The sequence below is a fragment of the Stenotrophomonas sp. 22692 genome, assembly GCF_052045015.1.
Classification (GTDB): Bacteria; Pseudomonadota; Gammaproteobacteria; order Xanthomonadales; family Xanthomonadaceae; genus Stenotrophomonas; species Stenotrophomonas geniculata.
Map to the genome: position 1 here is coordinate 15,442 of NZ_JBQEMR010000037.1, position 21,257 is coordinate 36,698.

General features: G+C 68.8%; 17 protein-coding genes. 12 read left to right on the forward strand and 5 right to left on the reverse strand.

Features of this window, described 5'->3' with window-relative positions; all coding sequences use genetic code 11:
• Positions 1–12: 12 nt before the first annotated feature.
• Complete coding sequence (gene folE, locus ACTJJM_RS17875; protein WP_004141296.1) at positions 13–624, reverse strand: GTP cyclohydrolase I FolE; 612 nt, start codon at positions 622–624, stop codon at positions 13–15.
• A 692-nt stretch (positions 625–1,316) separates the two neighbouring features.
• Between folE and ACTJJM_RS17880 the strand changes: the two genes are divergently transcribed.
• From ACTJJM_RS17880 to ACTJJM_RS17905, 6 genes are all read left to right on the forward strand, one after another.
• Positions 1,317–1,772 (forward strand): MarR family winged helix-turn-helix transcriptional regulator, encoded by a 456-nt coding sequence (locus ACTJJM_RS17880; RefSeq protein ID WP_008265191.1) that lies wholly within the window; start codon positions 1,317–1,319, stop codon positions 1,770–1,772.
• Positions 1,773–1,880: 108 nt separating this feature from the next.
• Positions 1,881–2,090 (forward strand): DUF1656 domain-containing protein, encoded by a 210-nt coding sequence (locus ACTJJM_RS17885; RefSeq protein ID WP_010487502.1) that lies wholly within the window; start codon positions 1,881–1,883, stop codon positions 2,088–2,090.
• Positions 2,087–3,004: an efflux RND transporter periplasmic adaptor subunit gene (locus ACTJJM_RS17890; RefSeq protein ID WP_053443755.1), complete on the forward strand. Its 918-nt coding sequence runs from the start codon at positions 2,087–2,089 to the stop codon at positions 3,002–3,004. Before ACTJJM_RS17885 ends, ACTJJM_RS17890 begins: the two co-directional genes overlap by 4 nt.
• Positions 3,001–4,461: an efflux transporter outer membrane subunit gene (locus ACTJJM_RS17895; protein ID WP_010487499.1), complete on the forward strand. Its 1,461-nt coding sequence runs from the start codon at positions 3,001–3,003 to the stop codon at positions 4,459–4,461. Before ACTJJM_RS17890 ends, ACTJJM_RS17895 begins: the two co-directional genes overlap by 4 nt.
• Positions 4,462–4,464: 3 nt before the next feature.
• Positions 4,465–6,504: an FUSC family protein gene (locus ACTJJM_RS17900; protein ID WP_164192796.1), complete on the forward strand. Its 2,040-nt coding sequence runs from the start codon at positions 4,465–4,467 to the stop codon at positions 6,502–6,504.
• A gap of 50 nt (positions 6,505–6,554) precedes the next feature.
• Positions 6,555–6,953, forward strand: a complete 399-nt coding sequence (locus ACTJJM_RS17905; protein WP_126560700.1) for a hypothetical protein — start codon at positions 6,555–6,557, stop codon at positions 6,951–6,953.
• Positions 6,954–7,337: 384 nt separating this feature from the next.
• Here ACTJJM_RS17905 and recD read toward each other — a convergent pair whose 3' ends face one another.
• From recD to recC, 3 genes are read right to left on the reverse strand one after another with little or no spacing between them, the layout of a single operon-like run.
• Positions 7,338–9,218, reverse strand: coding sequence for an exodeoxyribonuclease V subunit alpha (gene recD / locus ACTJJM_RS17910; protein ID WP_440865863.1), 1,881 nt, complete (start codon positions 9,216–9,218; stop codon positions 7,338–7,340).
• Complete coding sequence (gene recB / locus ACTJJM_RS17915; protein ID WP_241888774.1) at positions 9,215–12,895, reverse strand: exodeoxyribonuclease V subunit beta; 3,681 nt, start codon at positions 12,893–12,895, stop codon at positions 9,215–9,217. Before recB ends, recD begins: the two co-directional genes overlap by 4 nt.
• Positions 12,892–16,239, reverse strand: coding sequence for an exodeoxyribonuclease V subunit gamma (gene recC / locus ACTJJM_RS17920; protein WP_053443761.1), 3,348 nt, complete (start codon positions 16,237–16,239; stop codon positions 12,892–12,894). The genes recB and recC overlap by 4 nt, the downstream gene beginning before the upstream one ends.
• A 189-nt stretch (positions 16,240–16,428) precedes the next feature.
• On the opposite strand from recC, the gene ACTJJM_RS17925 reads away from it, so the two are divergent.
• The 6 genes from ACTJJM_RS17925 to ACTJJM_RS17950 are packed head-to-tail and all read left to right on the forward strand — an operon-like array spanning position 16,429 to position 20,525.
• Entirely contained in the window at positions 16,429–17,217 is a 789-nt protein-coding gene (locus ACTJJM_RS17925) for an ABC transporter ATP-binding protein (RefSeq protein WP_010487485.1), read from the forward strand.
• Complete coding sequence (locus ACTJJM_RS17930; protein WP_005414955.1) at positions 17,217–17,966, forward strand: MlaE family lipid ABC transporter permease subunit; 750 nt, start codon at positions 17,217–17,219, stop codon at positions 17,964–17,966. Before ACTJJM_RS17925 ends, ACTJJM_RS17930 begins: the two co-directional genes overlap by 1 nt.
• A gap of 59 nt (positions 17,967–18,025) precedes the next feature.
• Positions 18,026–18,550, forward strand: a complete 525-nt coding sequence (gene mlaD / locus ACTJJM_RS17935) for an outer membrane lipid asymmetry maintenance protein MlaD (protein WP_010487482.1) — start codon at positions 18,026–18,028, stop codon at positions 18,548–18,550.
• Positions 18,547–19,209 carry an MlaC/ttg2D family ABC transporter substrate-binding protein gene (locus ACTJJM_RS17940; RefSeq protein ID WP_159360760.1) on the forward strand — a complete coding sequence of 221 codons (663 nt, stop codon included), beginning with the start codon at positions 18,547–18,549 and terminating at the stop codon, positions 19,207–19,209. The genes mlaD and ACTJJM_RS17940 overlap by 4 nt, the downstream gene beginning before the upstream one ends.
• Entirely contained in the window at positions 19,199–19,510 is a 312-nt protein-coding gene (locus ACTJJM_RS17945) for an STAS domain-containing protein (RefSeq protein WP_010487477.1), read from the forward strand. The genes ACTJJM_RS17940 and ACTJJM_RS17945 overlap by 11 nt, the downstream gene beginning before the upstream one ends.
• 1 nt (position 19,511) lies before the next feature.
• Positions 19,512–20,525, forward strand: coding sequence for an MlaA family lipoprotein (locus tag ACTJJM_RS17950; protein WP_241874151.1), 1,014 nt, complete (start codon positions 19,512–19,514; stop codon positions 20,523–20,525).
• 85 nt (positions 20,526–20,610) lie between these two features.
• Here ACTJJM_RS17950 and ACTJJM_RS17955 read toward each other — a convergent pair whose 3' ends face one another.
• Entirely contained in the window at positions 20,611–21,156 is a 546-nt protein-coding gene (locus ACTJJM_RS17955) for a glutathione peroxidase (protein WP_010487473.1), read from the reverse strand.
• Positions 21,157–21,257 lie beyond the last annotated feature (101 nt).

A 21,257-nucleotide genomic window follows, 5' to 3' on the forward strand; every position in this document is an offset into this window, starting at 1 on the left:
CGGGCAAGCGGCTCAGCGCTTGCCGCCCACTTCGATGAAGCGCAGGAACTCGGCGCGGGTGCGCGCGTCGTCGCGGAAGCTGCCCAGCATCTTGGAGGTGACCATGCTGACGCCGCGCTTGTGGATGCCGCGCGTGGTCATGCACTCGTGGGCGCCTTCGACGACCACGCCGACGCCGATCGGCTGCAGCACATCCTGGATGCACTGGGCGATCTGCGCGGTCATCTTTTCCTGCACCTGGAAACGACGGGCGTAGGCTTCGACGACGCGGGCCAGCTTGCTGATGCCCACCACCTTGCCGGCCGGCAGGTAGCCGACGTGCACGCGGCCGATGATCGGCGCCATGTGGTGCTCGCAGTGGCTTTCGTACTCGATGTCCCGCAGGACGATCAGTTCGTCGTAGCCGGCCACTTCCTCGAAGGTCCGCTCCATGTAGGCGCGCGGGTCGTCGCGGTAACCGCTGAACCAGTCGCCATAGGCTTCGGCGACACGGCGGGGGGTATCCAGCAGGCCTTCACGGGACGGGTCCTCACCGGCCCAGCGCAGCAGGGTGCGCACGGCATCCTCGGCCTGGTCCTGGGTCACGTCGCCCTGCGGGGCGGCCTTTTCGTTGTTCTTGCTCATTGCGTACAGCGTCCCGAACGGGGGGCGAGCATCGTACCCGACCGGGGGGTGGGTCGTCCTGTTGGGACGGTTCATCGGGAGTCGTTGCTGGCGCGTCGTTGCTATCGGATTGGAGGAGGAGAGGGGGCTGCGCAGGACACGCCGTGAACCCGTCCCTGGGGGCTCGATGGCGCCATCCATGGCGCCAACGGTCCTGCGCAGCCCCCTCTCCCCCTCCCTGACGTTTTCCTGCGGGCGCGGCCGGACCGCCCGAAAGCGGGGTCAAAAGCTTGGGTTCATGGCTTCGGAAGCGCCGCGCGACTGCGCGACTGCTGTGGTGGGTGCGAACCGTTGGTCCGCACAGCTTTGGCTTCTGCCCCTGCCTTTAAAGAGCCAACCCACCGCGCTCGCGGGATGTGGGGTGGGTGGCGGAGGGCCGGGCGGGGCAGGGCCGTGAGGCGCATGGATGCGCCGATCGAGCTTACATGGGTGAGGGCGCTTTGCTTGCGAAGCACCGCTTCGCAAGCGACCGAACGCCCAGCCGCCAGCGGCTGGGCCGGGCCCCGGAGGGGTACTTGCAGCGTGCCCTACCCCGTCCGGCCCTCCGCCACCCCAGCCGATAGCCAGCAGGCGCAACGCTTTCCTCAACCCACCCACCCATTCAGCAAAAACCATTGATAGGAATGAAATTAGTAGTATCCTATCTATCTCTTATGGACCGACCCCTCGACGAGCGCACCGTGCTGCAGATGCAGCTCAGCTCCGGCCTGCTGTACGCAGGGCGGCAGTGGCAGCGCCTGGCCGACAGTCGGCTCGGCAGCTACGGCATCTCCACCGCCTGCACCATGCCCCTGCTGATGATCGGACGCTCCGGCGGTGGCATCCGCCAGGTGGCACTGGCCCAGCAGCTGGGCATGGAAGGGCCCTCCCTGGTGCGCCTGCTGGACAAGCTGTGCGCCAGCGACCTGGTCCGCCGCGAAAGCGATGCCAGCGACCGCCGCGCCAACCTGTTGTGGCTGACCGACGCCGGGCAGGCGCTGGTCAGCGAGCTGGAAGACCAGCTGATCGGCCTGCGCCAGGACGTGTTCGGCGAGCTTTCCATGGATGAACTGCACGCCGTGCTGAAGGCCTGGCGCCTGCTGGCCGAGGCCGCCGACCGCATCACGTAAGAGCGCTGCCCCCGAACACCGCCGCTGCCGTGCATACGCCAGCGGCTTTTGCCCGTTGCCGTTGTTCTGTTGTCCCTCCCCTCCCCCACCTCGCCCCCGCCCCTTCCGATGCCCGGTGAATTCAGTCTCCATGGAGTGTTCGTCCCGACCCTGCTCGGGTTGATGTTGTTGGCCTACTTGGTCAACAGCGGCCTGCACGCGCTGCTGCAGCGTGCCGGCGCCTATCGCCATGTATGGCACCCGGCGCTGTTCAACCTGGCGCTGTACGGGATCGTGCTTGGCCTGCTGTTCCACCTCCTGCGTTGGATGCAATCGTGAACAAGATCGTGAAGAAGACCCTGCCCATACTGCTGACCAGCGCAGCCGTGATCGTCGCCCTGCTGGTGCTGCGCCAGCTGTGGGTCTATTACATGGATGAGCCGTGGACCCGCGACGCCCATGTCGGTGCCGACGTGGTGCAGGTGGCACCGGACGTGTCCGGGCTGGTGGAAACGGTGAACGTGGCCGACAACCAGGCGGTGAAGAAGGGCGACGTGCTGTTCGTGATCGACCGCGCGCGCTACCGCATCGCGCTGGAACAGGCCAAGGCCAGCCTGGCCGAGCGCCAGGCCTCGGTGGCGCAGCTGCGCCGCGAAATCGGCCGTGACCGCAGCCTGCAGGATCTGGTCGCCGCCGAGGACGCCGAAGTGCGCCGCGCCAAGCTGCAGGCTGCACAGGCTGCGCTGGGCACCGCACAGGCGGCGGTCGACCTGGCCGAGCTCAACCTGGGCCGCACCGAGGTGCGCGCACCGGCCGATGGCCGGGTCAACGACCGCACCATGCGCGTGGGCGACTACGTGGTGGCCGGCAAGCCGGTGCTGGCGCTGCTGGACACCGGCTCGTTCCGCATCGACGGCTACTTCGAGGAAACCCGCCTGCGCGGCGTGGCCGCGGGGCAGCGCGTGGACATCCGCCTGATGGGCGAATCGGCGCCGCTGCGCGGCCATGTCGAGAGCATCGCCGCCGGCATCGAGGATCGCTACCGCAGCAACGGCAGCACCCTGCTGCCGAACGTGACCCCGGCCTTCGACTGGGTGCGGCTGGCGCAGCGCATTCCGGTGCGCATCGCCATCGACGAAGTGCCAAAGGGCGTTGAGCTGATTGCCGGCCGTACCGCCACGGTGACCGTACAGACCAACAGCACCAAGCATGCAGACAAGGTCGGCACCGCGCCGACACAGGCGGGCCTGTGAACGCCACCCTGCCCCGTCTCGGCCTGATCGTCGCGCTGGCCAGCCTGGCCGCGTGCAGGACCGTCGGCCCGGACTACGCGCTGCCGGAAGGCTCGGCGTTCAAGCGCCCGGAGGCCAATGCGGCCTTCATCGATACGCAGAACCCGCAGGTGGCCGCCAACCAGGCGCTGCCCGACCGCTGGTGGTCGTTGTACAACGACCCGGTGCTGGACGGGCTGATCACCCAGGCGCTGCGTGACAACGTGGAACTGAAGGCCGCCGATGCGCACCTGCGCCGCGCCGCCGCCGTGTACGAACAGGCGCTGGACGCCGGCGGCTTCGAGTACGAGGCCGAGGCCGGCGTCAGCCGCGCGCAGCTGTCGGCCGAATCGTTCCTGCAGGAGCACGAGCTGCCGGTGATCAACCTGGCCGATGGCAAGTTCGCGGTCAGCTACCAGTTCGACCTGTTCGGCAAGCTCAAGCGCGGCGCCGAAGCGGCGCGTGCCGACGAGCAGTCGGTGGCGGCGGCACGCGATCTGGCCCAGGTCAGTGTGGTCGCCCAGGTGGCCGACAGCTACCTGGAAATCTGCCATGCCAACCACGAACTGCACGTGGCCGAGCATTCGCTGCAGCTGCAACAGCGCAGCCGCACCGTTACCGAGCGCCTGATCGCGGCTGGCCGTGGCACGCCGCCGGAGCTGGCCCGCGCCAATGCCCAGGTGGCGCTGCTGGAAGCTGCACTGCCGCCGCTGCATGCGCAGCGCTCGGCGGCCGCCTATTCGCTGGCCGCCCTGCTCGGGCAGACCCCGGGCCAGCTGCCGGCTGGCGTGATCGACTGTGCACACGCCCCCGGCCTGGCGCAGCCGCTGCCGGTCGGTGATGGCCGCGCGCTGCTGCAGCGCCGCCCGGACGTGCGCCAGGCCGAACGCAAGCTGGCCTCGGCCACCGCGCGCATTGGCGTGGCCACCGCCGAGCTGTATCCGGACATCCGCCTGGGTGCCTCGGTGGGTGCCGCCGGCCTGCTGGAAGACTTCGGCACGCCGATGACCCAGCAATGGTCGATCGGCCCGCTGATCTCGTGGACGTTGCCGTCGTCGGGCACGCACGCGCGCATCCACGCCGCCGAAGCCGGTGCCGACGCGGCGCTGGCCGAGTTCGACCACACGGTCCTGCAGGCGCTGCGCGAGACCCAGACCGCGCTGGACCGCTATGCGCAGGACCTGCGCCGGCTGCAGTCGCTGCGCATCGCGCAGGAGCAGGCCGCACTGGCTGCCGAGCAGAACCGCCGGCTGTACCAGGGTGGCCGCACGCCGTACCTGTCCAGCCTGGATGCCGACCGCAGCCTGGCCACCAGCGATGCCACCCTGGCCGCCGCCGAAGCGCAGGTCTCACGCGACCAGATCCATCTGTTCCTGGTGCTGGGCGGCGGCTGGCAAGCCAGCACCGCTGCGGCCGGCACCCCGACCGCAGCGAAGTAAGCCATGAACGCGCTGACCGACCGCCAGGCCTGGCTGTTCTCGATCAAGACCTACCTGGCCGCGGTGGCCGCGCTGTACATCGCCATGGCCGGCAACCTGTCGCGCCCGTACTGGGCGATGGGCACGGTGTACATCGTCAGCCAGCCGCTGCTGGGCCCGACCCGTGCCAAGGGCGTGTACCGCATCGTCGGCACCCTGGTGGCCGGCCTGGCCACCCTGCTGGTGCTGCCGGCACTGGTGGAAACGCCGCTGGTCCTGAGCGCGGCGATGTCGATCTGGCTGGCCGGCTGCCTGTTCATGGCCCTGCTCAACCGCGGGCCGCGCGGCTACGCGTTCCTGTTGGCCGGCTACACCACCGCCTTCATCGGCTTCCCCGCAGTGACCTCGCCGGAAACCATCTTCGACACGGTGGTGGCGCGCAGCGAGGAGATCATCCTCGGCACGGTGGTGGCGGTGCTGTTCGCCTCGCTGCTGTTCCCGGCCTCGGTGCGCCCGATGCTGCGCGCCCGCATCGGCAACTGGATGGAGGACGCCGCGCAGTGGTGCCGGCAGATCCTGGAACGTGGCCGTGCACACGCGCCGCGCAACCGGTTGGCCGCCGATCTGGTGCAGTTCGAGGCGCTGATCGAATTCCTGCGCCGCGATGATCCACGCCATGCAGGGTCGGCGGTATCGATGGAGCGCCTGCGCGAGCGCATGCTGCTGCTGTTGCCGGTGCTGTCCTCGATCGCCGACCGCCTGAGTGCGCTGCGCAGCGATGGCCAGGCGTTGCCGGAAGGCCTGCCGGAGCTGATCGACGACATCCACGACTGGCTCGACGGGCCGACCAATGCCAGCGAGTACGCCCGCCTGCGCGCGCGCATCAGTGCGCTGAAGCCGCAGGTGGACCGCGACCTGCAGCACCTGCAGCTCGCCAGCCTGCTGCTGCGCCTGGAAGAACTGGTGGACCTGTGGCAGGACTGCCGCACCCTGCAGCACGCCATCGACCACGGCACCGCGCCGCTGGACCGCGCGCACTACCGCATCCGCACCGAACGCGTGGCCGCCGACAAGCACGTCGACTACGGCATGGCGCTGTTCTCCGCGCTCAGTGCCGGCGTGGCACTGATGAGCTACTGCGTGTTGTGGATCGCGCTGGGTTGGGAAGGCGGCGGCAACGGCGCGATGATGGCCGCGGTGACCGCCGCGTTCTTCGCCGCACAGGACGATCCGGCACCGAGCATGGTGTCGTTCCTGGTGTGGGCGATGGTCGCCTCGGTGGTGGCCGGCGTGTACCTGTTCGGCGTGTTCCCGGCCGTGCACGACTTTGGCCTGCTGGCACTGGTGCTGGCGGTGGCGTTCCTGCCGCTGGGGCTGATGCTGCACCACCCCAAGAGCGCGTTGTTCGCGCTGCCGCTGACAGTGAACCTGGCCGCGCTGCTGAGCCTGCAGAACACCTACAGCGCCAACATCCAGACCTTCCTCAACTCGTCCATCGCAATGTTCATCGGCATTGGCTTCGCGGTGGTGATGACCCGCCTGTTCCGTTCGGTGGGTGCCGAATGGACCGCGCGCCGGCTGGTGCGGCAGGGCTGGACCACGCTGGCCGAAGCCGCCGAAGGGCGTGGCCAGCAGGACCGCCAGCGCTTCGCCGCGCGCATGCTCGACCTGCTGGGCCTGCTCGCACCGCGCCTGGCGGCGACGCCCGAGGGCAGTGACATCGCTTCGGTGGACATGCTCAATGAGGCGCGCATCGGCCTGAACATCCTGCAGCTGCGCCGCGCGCGGCTGGAGCTGCCCGAGCGCAGCCGCGAAGCGGTCGAGCACATCCTGGAAGAGATCGCCGTGCATTACCGCCGTCAGATCGCCGCGCGCAAACCCATTGTGGCGGCCGAGGCGCTGCGTGAGCGGCTGGATACCTCGCTGGGCCGGGTCGGCAGCGTGGGCGCCTGCAAGGCCCGCGACGAGGCGCTGATGGGCCTGATCGGGCTGCGCTTTGCGTTGTTCCCGGAGGCGAAAGCGTTGGCGCCGGGGCTGGCAATGGACACGGCGACGCAGACGTAGCGCGCTACCCTGTGTGCCCGCAGACCCCGGCACTGCAACAGGACGGTTCAATGAGTTACGACATGATGGTGTTCGAGGCCAGCGCCGCCCCACGTGAGGCGGCGGCTTTCATCGCCTGGTTCGAAAAGCAGACGCAGTGGAACGAGCGCCACGAGTATGACGACCCGGCCGTCAGCAGCCCGGCGCTGCAGGCGTGGTTCACGGAGATGGCGCAGGACTTCCCGCCGTTGAACGGCCCATTGAGCAACGACGATGACGATCGTGCCGAAGTGACCGAGTACAGCATCGGTCAGCAGGTGATCTATGGCGCATTCACCTATTCGGTGGCCGAGCACGCGCATGGTCGCGTGCAGGACCTGGCCGAGAAGCACGGCGTGGGGTTCTTCGATGTGAGCGCCGATGAAGCGGCGATCGTGTTCCCCGATGGCCTGGTGCTGATCGCGGAATGACGGGGGCGGCAGGGCTGCGCCCTGCACCTGCCGAATCAACGTCAACGTCAAAAGCGGGTATTCCTTGGGATGGCGGGGTGGGTCCGGTTGAGGGGGACGCCGTAAACCCATCCATGGGGGCTTGGTCGCGGCATCCATGCCGCTCACACCCCCTCAACCGGACCCACCCCGCCTTCGACAGTTTCCTGCGAGCTGTCGGCACGGCGTTCTACTCTGGTGGGTGTCGACCTTGGTCGACACGGTAGATCCACGGCATGCGTGGATGAACGTCGGAATGATCGAAGTACGCTGTTGTAGAGTCGAGTCATGCTCGACTGCTTCTGCCTGGCGATCAGGTGAAGGGGTCAGAGCCCGTTCCCGAAGGGAACGGGATCCGACCCCCGTTCAGAACAACCTGCCCTGCACCGTAGGCTGTTCGATGCGCGCCGGTGCTTCGGCCACCGCTTCCACGCCCAGCCGCCAGGCCAGGCCACCCAGTCGACTGGCGTGGCGTTTCAATGCGGCCTGCAGCACCTCTGCGCTGCCTGCTACGTGCAGGCGCTGGCGGGCACGGGTCAGGCCGGTGTAGACCAGTTCGCGCGACAGCACGCGGCTATCCTGGCGTGGCAGCTGCAACCACACTTCGTCGAACTCCGAGCCCTGTGCCTTGTGTACGGTCATCGCGAACGCGCTTTCGTGCGCGGGCAGTGCGGCCGGGTGGAAGGCGCGTGGCTGCTCGACGGTATCGCCGGGGAACCAGGCCACCATCGCGCCGCTGCCATCGCGCAGGCAGATGCCGATATCGCCGTTGAACAGGCGGTGCCGGTAGCTGTTCTCGGTGACCAGCAGCAGGCGGCCCTGGAAGTAGCCCGGGGTGTTGCCGGCCAGCAGCTGTTCGATGCGGCTGTTGAGCCCGCGCGCGCCCTGCGGGCCTTCGCGCAATGCGGTCAGCACGCGCAGGCGCCCGGCCTGCTGCAGGGCACTTACCGGATCAGCGGCCTCGGCCAGCGCGCGCCAGTGGCCGAGCAGATGCTCGCGTTGGCCACGCAATGGATCGGCTTCGCCTTCATGGAAATGCACGCCAGCCAGTGAACCGCCACGCAGCAGCTGCAATGCGGTGCTGCTGTCGCCTTCGCGCACGGCATGCGCCAGCGGCGCCAGGTCCAGTGCATCACTCTGACGGTAACCGCGCTGCAGCTGCACGCGGCGGCCAGCAAAGGCGCGTGGTGCCGCCTGCGGCTGCAAGGTGGCCGGCGCCAGCAGTCCATGCAGTGCCTGCGCGTCGTCGGCGCGGGTGCCGATGCCATCGCCGCTGGCGCGCAGGATCGCGCTGAGTACGTCGCCGGCTTCCACCGACGGCAGCTGGTCCGGGTCGCCGAGCAGGATCAGCCGGGTGCCACTGGCGATCGCATCGACCAGCTTGGCCATCATCGGCAGATCGATCATCGACGCTTCGTCGACCACCACCACATCCACCGGCAGTGGATTATCAGCGTGGTGGCGGAAGCGCGGTGAATCGGGAATCACGCCGAGCAGGCGATGCAGGGTGGTGCCGGTACTGGGCAATGCCGCGCACAGCGTCGCATCCACTCCTTGTTCCTGCAGACGTTGCACGGCTACGCGAAGGCTCTCGGCCATGCGCTCGGCAGCGCGACCGGTCGGCGCGGCCAACGCCACCTCGGGCAGCGGCGGGCCGGCATGCCGGGCCTGCGCCGCCAGCAGCAGCAACAGGCGCGCGATGGTGGTGGTCTTGCCGGTGCCGGGGCCGCCGGTGACCAGTGCCAGCGGATGGCGCAGGGTCACGCCGGCTGCGCGTGCCTGGTGATCTTCACTGTTCAATGCCTGCGGGAACAGCTGCGCGAACAGCGGCGCCAACGCCGTCATGTCCGGCGCCGGCAGCGGATGCCGGCCGATGCGCTGCAGCCCGGCCGCCAACTGACGCTCGTACTCGCGATAACGGCGCAGGTAGAGCAGGCCGTTCTCCAGCACCAGTGGCGCATCCTCGGCGATGGCGTCGGCCTGCTCCGGCGTCGCTACCCAGGGCGATGCGCGCAGCTGCGCCAGCCAGTCCTGCGCGGCAGGCCACTCGGGCACGCCTTCCAGCAACCGCTGCGGTTGTGCCGGATCAAACCCGGCGTGGCCCTGCGACACCGCCAGCGAGGCCAGCGCGGCCGCCGCTGCCACGCTATCAGGGGTGTCCACCCGCAGGCGTTGCAGGCTGGTCGCCAGTGCGTGATCGAGCGTGCGCAGCTGCCCGTTGCGATACAGCTCGTGCAGCAAGCTCATGCGCTGGCCCCCCGCGCACGTGCGGCCAGTTCGGCCTGGGCCTGCTCGCCACCGGCGAACAACGCATCCAGTGCATCCACCAACGCCAGCGGGAAACGGTCCACATGCACGCCATTGCCGGTGCCATCCAGGCCGCGGCAGAACAGGTAGCGGATGCCGCCCATGTCACGTTCGTAGTCGTAGGCCGCGCCCAGGCGGAAGCGCAACCAGCGATGCAGGGCCACGGTGTAGATCAGCGCCTGCAGGTCGTACTCGCTGTGCCGCATGGCAATGGCCAGCAGGTCCGGGCTGTAGCCGGGCAGGCGGTTGGACTTGTAGTCGAGCACGTACCAGCGCCCGTCGCGCACGTAGGTGAGGTCGATCATGCCGGTCATCAGCCCTTCCAGGCGGCGACGCTGGCCGAAGCCTCGACGACCACTGGAAACGCCGTGCGCATGAAGGACCTGCAGCAGCGCCGGCACCGTGGTCGGTTCGATGGCGAAATGGAAGTCGATTTCTGCGCGGCGCTCGCCTTCACCCAGGCTGTGCAGCGCACCGCCTTCGGGTAGCGGCACGGTCAGCGTGTGGCCAACCAGCGGCACCAGCACGGCCACGCCGTCGTCCAGATCGACATCGGCATAGCCTTCGTCGTGCAGCGCCTTGCGCAGCACCTCGGCCTGCCCCTCAGGGGCTTCCAGGCCCGGCTGCCAGTCAGCCCATGCAGCAAAGTCGACGTTCTCCATCGCCTCATGCAGCACGTTGCCGAAGCGACTGCCCATGAAGCGCGGATCGAGCGGGGCGTTGTCCTCGGCGGCCGCGGTGGGTTCAGGCAGCGCCGGTTCCAATGGCAGTTCCGGGCCGGCCGGTTCGTCGGCGGCCGGTGCCGGCAGCTCGGTGGCGGCCGCTTCGATATCGCTGCCAACGCCGGCATCTGCGTGGGCCAGCTGGGTAAAGCTGTACACCCACCAGTCGTGCGGCACGCGCCGGGTCAGTGCACGCACGGCTGGAAGCTCACCTTCCACTTCGGCCGCCAGCTGCGGCAGCGTGGCCGGCGCCTCGCTGTCATCGATGTGCACATCGGCGAGCGCGCGCAGCGCCTGCAGGTCACCCAGCAGCGGCGCCAGCCGCGTCTTGCCGAGCCCGGCCAGATCACCCACGGCGATCCACAGCGCATGCTCGGCGCGGGTCAGTCCCACATACAGCAGGCGCGCATCCTCGGCGCGCTGCTCGCGTTCGCGCTGCGCGGTGGCCACTTCCCAGGCCTCGTCCTTGTCCAGCTTCCAGTGCAACTGGCGCTGGCCGCCGACGTGCACGGTGCAGTGCGAGGCCGTGTTCGGTGCGCCGCCGTCGATGCCGACGAAGGGCAGGAACACCAGCGGATACTCCAGGCCCTTGCTCTTGTGCAGGGTGATGATCTGCACGCGGCGCGCGTCCGATTCCAGGCGCAGCAGCTGCTGCTCGTCATCCTGGTCGGCGCTGGCCATCTGCCCCTGCAACCAGTCCAGCAGCCCGTGCATGCCCAGCGCCTGCGCGGAGGCTTCCTGCAGCAGTTCACCCAGCTGCAGGTAATTGGTGAGGCGGCGCTCGCCATCGATCAGCGCCAGCAGACGCTCGCCCTGCGCGGCACAGACATCGGCGATCACCGCGAACGGCCCGCCGCGCTGCCAGCGCTCTCGCCAGTGCAGCAGCTGCGCCTGGAACCCACGTTGCAGGTCGCCCTCGCGTTCCATCGCCGCAATCGCACTTGCGCGCTGGCCGAGCAGTACCGTGGCCAGCGCTGCGCGCAGGCGGCCCTCGTCGGCCGGTTGCAGCAGTGCCAGCAGCAGCGCACGCAGATCACGCGCTTCAGGCGTGGAAAACAGGCTCTGTTTGCCGGCTGCCACTGCCGGAATGCCGACCGCGGCCAGTGCGCGCTGCACCAGGGTGGCCTCGCGATGCGAGCGCACCAGCACCGCGATGTCACCGGGCTGCACCGGGCGCCCACGCAACACGGCATTGCCCGCACGCGCCTCGACCAGGATCTGGTGAATCGCGGCCACGCAGGCCTGGGTCGCCGCATCGCGCGAGGCATCGGCGCTCATCGCCTTGTCACCGCCACTGCGCAGCACGCGCAGGGTGAGCGCCGCGGCGGCATGGCCGTCGCGCTGGTAGTCCGCATCGCTGCGCACGCCACCGGGCCGCACCGGCTCGAACTGGATGTCGCGTTCGAGGAAGGCGTCTTCGCCGGCGTTGTCGTACAGCGCCTGCAGCGCGCGCAGCACAGCGGGTCGCGAGCGGAAGTTCTGGTCCAGCACCGGCGCCTGCTGCGCCACCTGCTTGGCCTTCAGGTAAGTGTGGATATCACCGCCGCGGAAACCGTAGATCGCCTGCTTGGGGTCGCCGATCAGGAACAACGCCGGTGCCAGGCCCAGCTCGCGCACCTCCGGCGAATCGCCGAACACGGTGTGGAAGATGCCCCACTGGCGATCGTCGGTATCCTGGAACTCATCAACCAGCGCGATGCGGTACTGCGCGCGCAGCTGCCTGACCAGCGTCAGTCGCTGCGGGCCTTCGAGGGCGAGCGCTACGCCATCGATCAGATCGTCGTAGGTCTGCACCCGGCGCGTGCGCTTCAGCGCCTGCAGCCGCTGCGTGGCGTCGGCGCGAAGCGCGTGCAGGAAATTCAGCGCGGTAGCGCGCAACCAGGCATCGCGTTCGGCCAGCAACGCGACATAGCGCGCCAACGGCGTCTGCAAAGCGGATGACGGCGTGCGCTCGGCGAACTTCTTGTTGGTCTTGGCGGCCAACGCCTCCGGCAGCAGCGCCGGCAGGCGTTCGCTGATCAGCAGCTCGCGCGGGTCGGCGCGCTCGGCCCAGGCCAGCAGCTGCCGGCCCAGCGGATGCAGCCAACCCAACTTGTAGGACACGCCGTTGAGCCACTTGTTGTCGACCGCATCGCAGAGGTCGATGAAGAACTGCTCGCCATGCTCGCGCACGCTTGCGGACAGTGCTTCTGCCGCGCTCTGCAATGCCGGGTGTGGATCGGCCAGTGTCACCGGCTGTGGCAGCGGATGCAGCGGTGGCGTGCCCAGCAACGCGCGCAGATCGGCGGCCAGCGCGTCCGGGTTGGACCACAGCCAGGTCAGCGGCTCCAGCGTGACCGGGTCGTTGGCGTGCACCCGCCACAGGTCGGCCGCCAGCTCCTCCAGCAGCTCGCGGTCACTGGCCAGCAGTTCCGGCGGATCGAAGGTATGGCCGCTCTCCAGCGCATGCTCGCGCAGCACGCGGGTGCAGAAGCCGTGGATGGTGAAGATGGACGCCAGATCGATCTCGTCTGCGGCCACCTGCAGGCGGCGTTTCAATGCGGCGGCGCTTTCGCTGCCCTCGTGCAGATGACGCTGCAGCACCTCGCGGGTGAGGCGCACGTCCGGCGCTTCGCCCTCGGCCGGTTCCAGATCGACCAGGCGTGCGGCCAGCGCCAGGCGCTCGCGGATGCGCTTGCGCAGTTCCTGGGTAGCGGCGTCGGTGAAGGTCACTGCCAGGATCTGGCCGATGCGCAGGCCCTGCTCCACCACCAGGCGGGTGAACAGCGTGGCCAGGGTGAAGGTCTTGCCGGTGCCGGCGCTGGCTTCGATGAGGCGGATGCCGTCCAGCGGCAGGGTCAGGTAGGGATCACGGCTGAGGGATTCGATGCCGTCTTCGGCGATGGCGGTGCTCATGCGTTGCCCTCCTGGCGTGCTTCGGCGCCGAGAGTGCGGCCTTCGCGCACCGCGCTGAAGACCACCTGGCTGTTGCGCAGCAGGTCGGCGTAACTGGCATCGGTGGCGAACGGGTCTGCGCCGCGCAGCAGCAGCTGCCAGGCGTCGCTGCTGGATTCACCCCAGGTGCGGTCGCTGCCGTGCCATTGCTTCCAGCCTTCGCTGCGCTGTTTTTCTGTCGGCGCGTTGTACAGCACCCAGCCGGTATACGGGGCAAAGCGCAGCGGCTCGCGCAGGCCACGCTGGCGCAGCTGCAGCAGCGCACGCAGCGCCGCGCGCGCCGCCGGAACGCTCAATGCCGGCAGCACATGCGGGCCGGGGCCGGCATCGCCGCCATCGTGGAACTGCACGAGGGGCAGCGCGTCGCCAGCGGCGTTGGCCAGCAGCCAGTCCAGGCCCTGGCGGATCACTGCATTGCCATTGAGCGTGCCGGCACGCAGGCGCACCAGCCCTTCGGGATGCCGATCGGCCACGCGGCCATGCAGGCGCACGCCATCGATGTCCACTTCGTAGCGGCGGCTTTCCAGTGGATCGCCCTGCATCCAGCCCAGCAGCGCACTGGCATACGGGCGTGTCTTCAACTGCTCCACCTCGAACTGGCGCTGGCCCAATGGACCCGAGGGCAGCAGGCCACGCGCGCGCAGCCGCGGGTACAAGGGCTCGGTATCGCCGCTGAGCGTGGCGCGTACCACCGCCGCCTGCACGCTGCGCTTTTCCGGCCCGCGCGACGACAGCACCAGCGGTTCCAGGTCATCGACCTCCTCGACATCGTCGGCCAGGCGCAGGCCCAGCGACTGTGCGAGGAACTGCCCGGCCGGGTCGCACAGGAAGCGGCGCAGGGTATCGAGCGCGACCTCCTCTTCCACCGCATCGTCGAGCGGCGGCGGCAACGGTGCATCGAACCATGGTTGCAGGCCACCGCGCTGGCCGGTCAGGCGACCGGCGGCCGGATGCCACTGGCGGCGATAGCTGAAGCGGCGTGGATCGCCATCACCGAACGCGGCTGGCGAGAACGGCTGCAAGGCGTGACGCACGGTGAAGTCGCGGACCGCCGCAGTCGGATCGAGGTGATACGCGGCGGCGGCATCGATCAGTTCGCTGACCAGTACCGACGGCTCACGCACGCTGCCATCGCGCGGATCGGCGCCGAGATAGCTGAGATAGAACACCTCCTGCGCGGCCGCGAACAGCTGCAGGAACAGGAAGCGGTCATCCTCGCGGGTGGAGCGGTCGCCCGGACGGCGGCGCGGCGTATCCAGCTCGGCGGTGAGCTGGTTGAGACCGGCGGCAGGGTCACGGCGGGGGAAATCGCCATCATTGAGACCGAGCACGCAGATCACCCGGAACGGCAGCAGCCGCATCGGCACCATGCGGCCGAAACTGATGCCACCGGTCAGCAGCGGTGCGCGCGTATCGGCCTCCCCCAGTACGCCAGCGAAGTGCGAACGCACCACCTCCGGCGGCACGCCGTCTTCGAAACCGGCCTTGGCGGCATCGTCGGCGAACTGGTTGAGCAGCTTGCGCAGGCGCTCCAGCGCGCGCTGGCTGTTGGGCGAGCTGGGCGCGGTGGGCAGCAGTGCATCCAGCAGCGACAGCAGGCGCTGCCGCCACTGCGCCGGGGTCAGCAGCTCGCCGAGGCGACGCTGGTAGATGGCCAGCACGCGCAACAGGCGCAGCAGCCGGTCCAGCGCGTCCAGCGCGCCGCCTTCCAGTTCGATCCACGGCGCCACACCGGCCAGGTCAGCCTCACTGCCGGTGGCATGGCCGAGTACCAGGCGATCCAGCGCGAACTGCCAGGTGTAGGCGTCGTCGGCCGGTGCCTGGTGCTGGTTGCGGTGCTTCGCATCCAGGCCCCAGCGTGCACCGGCCTGCTGCAGCCAGCCATGCAGGCGATCGAAGTCCACCGCTTCCAACCCGGCCGCTTCGGCCAGCGGCGCGCTGGCCAGCAGGTCCAGCACTTCGTTCAAGCCAAAGCGCGAGACCGGCAGGCCCAGCAGATGCACGAACACATCGGCCAGCGGCTCGCCCGCCAGTGGACTGCTGTCGGCCAGCGCATACGGAATGTGCTCCTCCTCGCCGCCGCGACCGCCGAACACTGCTTCCAGGTACGGCACATAGGGATCGATGTCCGGTGCAAGCACCGCGATCTCGCGCGCCTGCAGCGGCGGGTCGAAGCGCGGATCCTGCAGCAGGCTGCGCAGCTGGTCGTGCAGCACCTGCAGCTCGCGCAGCCGGGTATGGCAGGCGTGCACCTGCAGGCTGGGGTCGTCACTGCGCAGGCCTTCGCGCAGCTCGCCCGAGGGCAGTGCGCGGCGGTGGAACAGATCGCGCTGCAGGCGATGCAGCAGGCTGTCGGACAGGCCGCCTTCGTCCAGGGTCGGCCGGGTGTCCTCCTCCGGATCGGAATAGGCGGCGATCTCGCCGGCCGGATGCACCACCTCGTAACTGCCCAGCACCGCCATGAAGTCGCGGCCGGCCGCACCCCAGGCTTCCAGCAGGCGGTTCTCGCCGGCCGCTTCACCGAAGGGATCGGGCGCGCCGCTGCGCAGGCGCTCGGCCAGCGTCTGCAGGTCGCCCCAGTACGACTGAACCGGGGTGGGCATGTAGAAGTGCAGCTCGCCCACCCGGGCCTGGGTGGCCATCACCCGCAGCACGTCGGGCGAGATGTTGAGCGTCGCGAACGCAGACATGCGCGGCGGCAAGCCTTGCGGCAGCGGCTGGCCGGCGCCTTCGAAGCGGTCCAGGTACTCCTGGATGCGGCGGGCGCGATAGTCGTGGCCCCGGGTGATGGTGCGCCACAGGATTGCCTGCGGATCGGCCGGATCGGCCCCCGCCGCCCAGCGCAGCAGCCAGTCACGCCGCCAGGCCTGGTACTTCTCGAACACCGAGGCCAGCTCGCCGGCCAGCGCCCACGGCTTCAGAGCATCATCGCCGGCAAGATACGACTGCAGCGCGCGCATCGGTGGCTGCGCCAGCAGCGACGGATCGCGCAGCGCCTGGTACAGCTTCCAGTGCAGGCCAGCGGCGTCCAGATCGTCCTGCTCACCGCTGACGTTGGCCTTCAGCGCGCGCGCCACGAACTCGCCCGGGGTCAGGAACTCGAGGTTGGCAGCCACGCCGAACTCGGCCGCCAGTGTCGCCTGCAGCCAACGCCGCATCGCCACCTGCGGGATCAGCACCACTTCCGGCGCCAGCAGCGGCTGGCCCGGTACCGGCGCACGCACGTTGCGCGCCAGCAGCGCGGCCAGCACGTCCAGGGAGTTGGAATGGTAGAGGCGGAAATCGCTGCCTGGGTCACTCATCATGCACAGTGTGCAGGACGGCAGGCCGTATTCAATGGTCAGCCCATCGCCGGTACGGATTGTTCCGGGCTGCCGGGCGATTGTCCCGGCCTGCGCGAGGCCTTGCCGTGCAACAATACTGGACCGTCCAGTCTGCTTATGTTCAGCCGACGGGCCCGATCCTTCGATGTCTAAAAAACGTTAATGGTGCCCATGTCGGCTTCCACCTCCAGTCTGGTGCAGTTATCCAACGTCCGCATCGACCGGAGCGGACGCACGATCCTGCGCGACGTGTCGCTGCAGGTGCCCAAGGGCAGCATCACCGCGGTGCTCGGTCCGTCCGGCAGCGGCAAGTCGACCCTGCTGGCGGCGCTGACCGGCGAACTGCGCCCGGTCGCCGGCGAGGTCACCCTGTTCGGCAAGCCGATCCCGCATGACAGCGGCGCGCTGCTGGAAATGCGCAAGAGCGTGGGCGTGCTGTTGCAGGGCAACGGCCTGCTGACCGACCTCACCGTGGCCGAGAACGTCGCCCTGCCGCTGCGTACGCACACCCGCCTGCCGACCGCCGTGCTGCGCCGGCTGGTGCAGATGAAGCTGCATGCGGTGGGCCTGCTGGCCGCCGCCGATGCCTGGCCGCGCGAGCTGTCCGGTGGCATGGCGCGCCGTGTGGCGCTGGCCCGTGCACTGGCGCTGGACCCGCCGCTGATGATCTACGACGAGCCGCTGACCGGGCTGGACCCGATCGCCTCGGGGGTGATCATGAGCCTGATCCAGCGCCTCAACCACAGCCTGGGCCTGACCAGCATCATCGTCAGCCACCACGTGCACGAGACCCTTCCGATCTGCGACCAGGTGATCGCGATCGCCAATGGCGGCATCGTGTTCCAGGGCACGCCCGAGGCACTGCAGTCCAGCCAGGACCCGCTGCTGCGGCAGTTCCTGCACGGCCAGCCGGATGGCCCGATTCCGTTCGATGCCGCGCCACGCGCGAGGGTTGCCTGATGCCGTTCGTCCAAGCCACCCGCTCGCTTGGCCGCGCCGGCCTGTTCTCGCTGACCGTGCTGCGCGGTTCGCTGCCCACGCGTGATTTCCTGGCCGAGCTGACCCGCGAGATCTACAAGATCGGCGCGCGCTCGCTGCCGATCATCGCCGTCGGCGGTGCCTTCGTCGGCCTGGTGCTGACCCTGCAGGGCTACCGCACGCTGACCACCTTCGGCGCGGCCGACGCGCTGTCGACCCTGCTCGGCCTGTCGCTGTACCGCGAGCTGGCACCGGTGCTGACCGCGCTGCTGTTCATCGGTCGCGCCGGCAGTTCGATCGCCGCCGAACTGGGCCTGATGCGTGCCACCGACCAGATCAAGGCGCTGGAGCTGATGGCGATCGATCCGGTAGCCAAGGCGGTGGCGCCGCGCTTCTGGGCGGCGGTGCTGACTGTGCCGTTGCTGACCGGCATCTTCTGTTCGCTGGCGATCAGCGCCAGCTACTTCGAAGCCGTGCACGTGCTGGGCCTGGACAACGGCGTGTTCTGGTCGGCGCTGCGCAACAGCGTGGACTTCTGGGACGACTTCGGCGTGGCAATGCTGAAGTCGGCGATCTTTGGCGGCACTGCCGCGCTGGTCGCCGCCTACGTTGGTTTCCATGCCGAGCCGACCATTGAAGGCACTTCGGTGGCGACCACCCGTGCGGTGGTCAACGCCTCGCTGCTGGTACTGATGTTCAACTTCGTGCTGTCGGCAATGTTGTTCACCTAACCCCTCCACCGGCGGTGCGCAGGCGCGCGCGGCCACCACGACTCGATCAGGTAATCCACATGGCCATCCGCGGTCCCAGACTCGAATTCTCCGTCGGCGCTTTCCTGCTGCTGGCCCTGGCCTCGCTGATGGTGCTGGCCGTGGCCTCGACCAACCAGCGCTGGAGCTGGGGCAGTGAAGGCTATGACCTGAAGGCGCGCTTCTCCCAGGTCGGCCAGCTGCGCAAGCAGGCGCCGGTGAAGATCGGCGGCGTCACCGTCGGCCAGGTCGCGTCGATCGATCTGGACCCGGTGAAGTTCGAATCGATCGTGACCCTGCGCATGGACAGCAAGGTCAAGGACCTGCCGGCGGACACCTCGGCCGGCATCTTCACCAGTGGTTTGCTCGGCGAGAGCTATATCGGTCTGCAGCCGGGCGGTGATCCGGACGTGCTGAAGGCCGGCGACGAGATCGTCTTCACCCAGCCGGCAGTGGACCTGATCCAGCTGGTCGGCAAGTACATGTTCAGTGGCGGCGCCGGTGGCGGCGCTGCTCAGAAGCCCAACGATGGCGCGCAGGCGCCTGCAACGGAACCGCAACCATGAAGATGAAACTGATCCCGGCCCTGCTCGCCTCGGCGCTGCTGGCAGTCACCCCGTTCCTGGCCCAGGCCCAGGCCGCCGCGCCTGCCGCTGCCGCAACGCAGAGCCAGGCCGGCAAGGTGGTGATCGATGCCAGCAGCCGCATCCTGTCCACGCTGCAGCAGCGCAAGAGCGAGTTCACCAGCAACCCGGCCAGCCTGCGCAGCTACATTGACAGCGAGCTGACCCGCACCTTCGACCGCGACTACGCCGCGCGCCTGGTGCTGGGCCCGCACGCCCGTGGCGCCTCCGACGCCGACATCAAGCTGTTTGCCGATGCCATGGCCGACAGCCTGATGCAGCGCTACGGCTCGACCCTGCTCAACATCCAGGGCAAGCCGAGCTTCCGCCTGAAGGGTGAAAGCCCGCTGCCGGGCAATCGTGGCGTGCGCGTGAGCACCGAACTGGTGCGTGCCGGCAACGAGCCGACCCCGGTCGAGTACTGGATGCGCAACGTGAATGGCCAGTGGAAGATCTTCGACGTCAACATCGAAGGCATTTCCTACGTGCAGACCTTCCGCAACCAGTTCGATACCCCGCTGCGCCAGAAGGGCATCAAGCAGGTGGCCAACGAACTGCACAGCGGCAGCATGCAGGCCGGGCCCGCGGGCAATGGCAAGTAACGCACTGGCGCTGCTGGAAGGCGACACCCTGCGCCTGCGCGGGGTGCTCGACCGTGCCGCGGTGATCGCGCTGTGGCCGCAGCTGCAGGCCCTGCCGGCGAAGCTGTCACGGCTGGAGCTGGGTGAGGTCGAACGCGTGGACAGCGCCGGCCTGGCGCTGCTGGCCGAACTTGCCTCACGCGCGCGCAAGAGCGGTCACCCGCTGGCAGTCTCCGGCGCGCCGGCCGGCTACAACGAGCTGAGCGCAGCCTACCGGCTGTCGCCCGACCTGGATTTCAACGCTACTTCTGCTGCGAGCTGACATGAACGTCGTACGCACTTTCCCCCTGATCGTCCTGGCCACCGCCCTGACCGCCTGCGCCGGCAAGCCCGCACGCAGCGATGCACCGGCAGCCAGTACCGTGGTCCCGGCCAGCACCATCGCCGAGGCCTCCGCCCGCACCGCCGATGCCGCTACGGTCGATGCCGCGCCGGCCGCAGCCGTGGTTGCCGCACCTGCACCGGCCACGCCACCATCCGCACCGGCCCGCAGCGCCGACACCGATGCGGCCAGGGCCGCAGCGGCGACCGCCCCCGGTGGTGATGACGACTTCGATGCCCTCTATGGTGGTGCCGGCAACACCGGCAGCGCGGCGGCCTACGATCCGTGGGAACCGTTCAACCGCAAGGTGCACACCTTCAACAACGCGGTTGACCGCGGCATCGCGCGCCCGCTGGCCACGGCCTACACCCACGTGGTGCCACGCTTCGCCCGCACCGGCGTCAGCAACTTCTTCAGCAACCTGCGCGCACCGGTGACCATCACCAACCAGCTGCTGCAGGGCCGCGGCGCCGATGCGTGGGACAGCCTCGGCCGCTTCCTGATGAACAGCACGCTGGGTATCGGCGGCCTGTTCGATCCGGCCAGCAAGGCGATGGTACCGCGTCGCAATGAGGACTTCGGCCAGACCCTGGGTGCCTGGGGCTGGCGTCGTTCGCGCTACGTGGAACTGCCGTTCTTCGGCCCGCGTACCGTGCGTGATGTGTTCGGCCTGGCCGGTGACATTCCGCTGTCGCCGATCCGCCGTATCGAAGAGGACAAGATCCGCATCGGCCTGCAGGGCCTGCAGCTGGTCGATACCCGCGCGCAGCTGCTGGCGATCGACAACCTGCGTGACACCGCCGTGGACGAGTACTCGCTGGTACGCGATGCGTGGATGCAGCGCCGCAACTACCAGATCGAGAACGATCTGCGCAGCAAGCGCGACCGTGGCCACGACGATGCCAATTCGCCGATCCCGGTCGATGCCATGCCGATGCCGAACTGGAGCAACTGATCGCTGCAGCCCGTGCATTAAAAAACCCCGCCTCGGCGGGGTTTTTCTTTTCCGGTAGGTGCCAACCCTGGTTGGCACGCTTTCCTCAGGCCGCCAGCGCGGCCTCGATGGCTTCGCGCAGACGCGCGTCATCGGCAGCCACGTCCGGGGCGAAGCGCGCGATGACCTTGCCGTCGCGGCCAACCAGGAACTTCTCGAAGTTCCACAGCACCGCCGGTGCTGCGTGGATCGGAATCTCCTTGCTCGCCAGGCGCTCACGCAGCGGGCCTTCGCCGATCGACTGCGGCTGGGCGGCGGTCAGCTGCTGGTACAGCGGGTGGGTGTCATCACCGGCCACGCTGATCTTGGAGAACATCGGGAAACTGACGTCGTAGGTGAGCTGGCAGAACTGCTGGATCTCCGCCTCGCTGCCCGGCTCCTGGCCGAGGAAGTTGTTGGCGGGGAAGCCCAGCACTTCCAGGCCCTGCGCGTGCTTTTCCGCATACAGCGCCTGCAGGCCTTCGTACTGCGGAGTGAGGCCGCACTTGGAGGCGACGTTGACCAGCAGCAGCACCTTGCCCTGGTAGTCGGCAAGCGAGGACGGCTGGCCGTCGATGGTGGTGAGGGAAATGTCCTGGATCGGGGTGCTCACGCGGGGGCTCCGGCAACAGCGGGGAATGGCCCACCAGCATAGCGCCGCGCGCGCGGTTGTAGAGGGGGGGGGGGGGGGGGGTGGGGGAGGGAGCGGTGGAG

Bases quoted from the DNA above. Each gene is read 5' to 3' on its own strand.
- folE (WP_004141296.1), bottom strand. From the start codon at position 624: ATGAGCAAGAACAACGAAAAGGCCGCCCCGCAGGGCGACGTGACCCAG.
- ACTJJM_RS17880 (WP_008265191.1), top strand. From the start codon at position 1,317: ATGGACCGACCCCTCGACGAGCGCACCGTGCTGCAGATGCAGCTCAGC.
- ACTJJM_RS17885 (WP_010487502.1), top strand. From the start codon at position 1,881: ATGCCCGGTGAATTCAGTCTCCATGGAGTGTTCGTCCCGACCCTGCTC.
- ACTJJM_RS17900 (WP_164192796.1), top strand. From the start codon at position 4,465: ATGAACGCGCTGACCGACCGCCAGGCCTGGCTGTTCTCGATCAAGACC.
- ACTJJM_RS17905 (WP_126560700.1), top strand. From the start codon at position 6,555: ATGAGTTACGACATGATGGTGTTCGAGGCCAGCGCCGCCCCACGTGAG.
- recD (WP_440865863.1), bottom strand. From the start codon at position 9,218: ATGAGCTTGCTGCACGAGCTGTATCGCAACGGGCAGCTGCGCACGCTC.
- recB (WP_241888774.1), bottom strand. From the start codon at position 12,895: ATGAGCACCGCCATCGCCGAAGACGGCATCGAATCCCTCAGCCGTGAT.
- recC (WP_053443761.1), bottom strand. From the start codon at position 16,239: ATGATGAGTGACCCAGGCAGCGATTTCCGCCTCTACCATTCCAACTCC.
- ACTJJM_RS17925 (WP_010487485.1), top strand. From the start codon at position 16,429: ATGTCGGCTTCCACCTCCAGTCTGGTGCAGTTATCCAACGTCCGCATC.
- ACTJJM_RS17930 (WP_005414955.1), top strand. From the start codon at position 17,217: ATGCCGTTCGTCCAAGCCACCCGCTCGCTTGGCCGCGCCGGCCTGTTC.
- mlaD (WP_010487482.1), top strand. From the start codon at position 18,026: ATGGCCATCCGCGGTCCCAGACTCGAATTCTCCGTCGGCGCTTTCCTG.
- ACTJJM_RS17940 (WP_159360760.1), top strand. From the start codon at position 18,547: ATGAAGATGAAACTGATCCCGGCCCTGCTCGCCTCGGCGCTGCTGGCA.
- ACTJJM_RS17945 (WP_010487477.1), top strand. From the start codon at position 19,199: ATGGCAAGTAACGCACTGGCGCTGCTGGAAGGCGACACCCTGCGCCTG.
- ACTJJM_RS17950 (WP_241874151.1), top strand. From the start codon at position 19,512: ATGAACGTCGTACGCACTTTCCCCCTGATCGTCCTGGCCACCGCCCTG.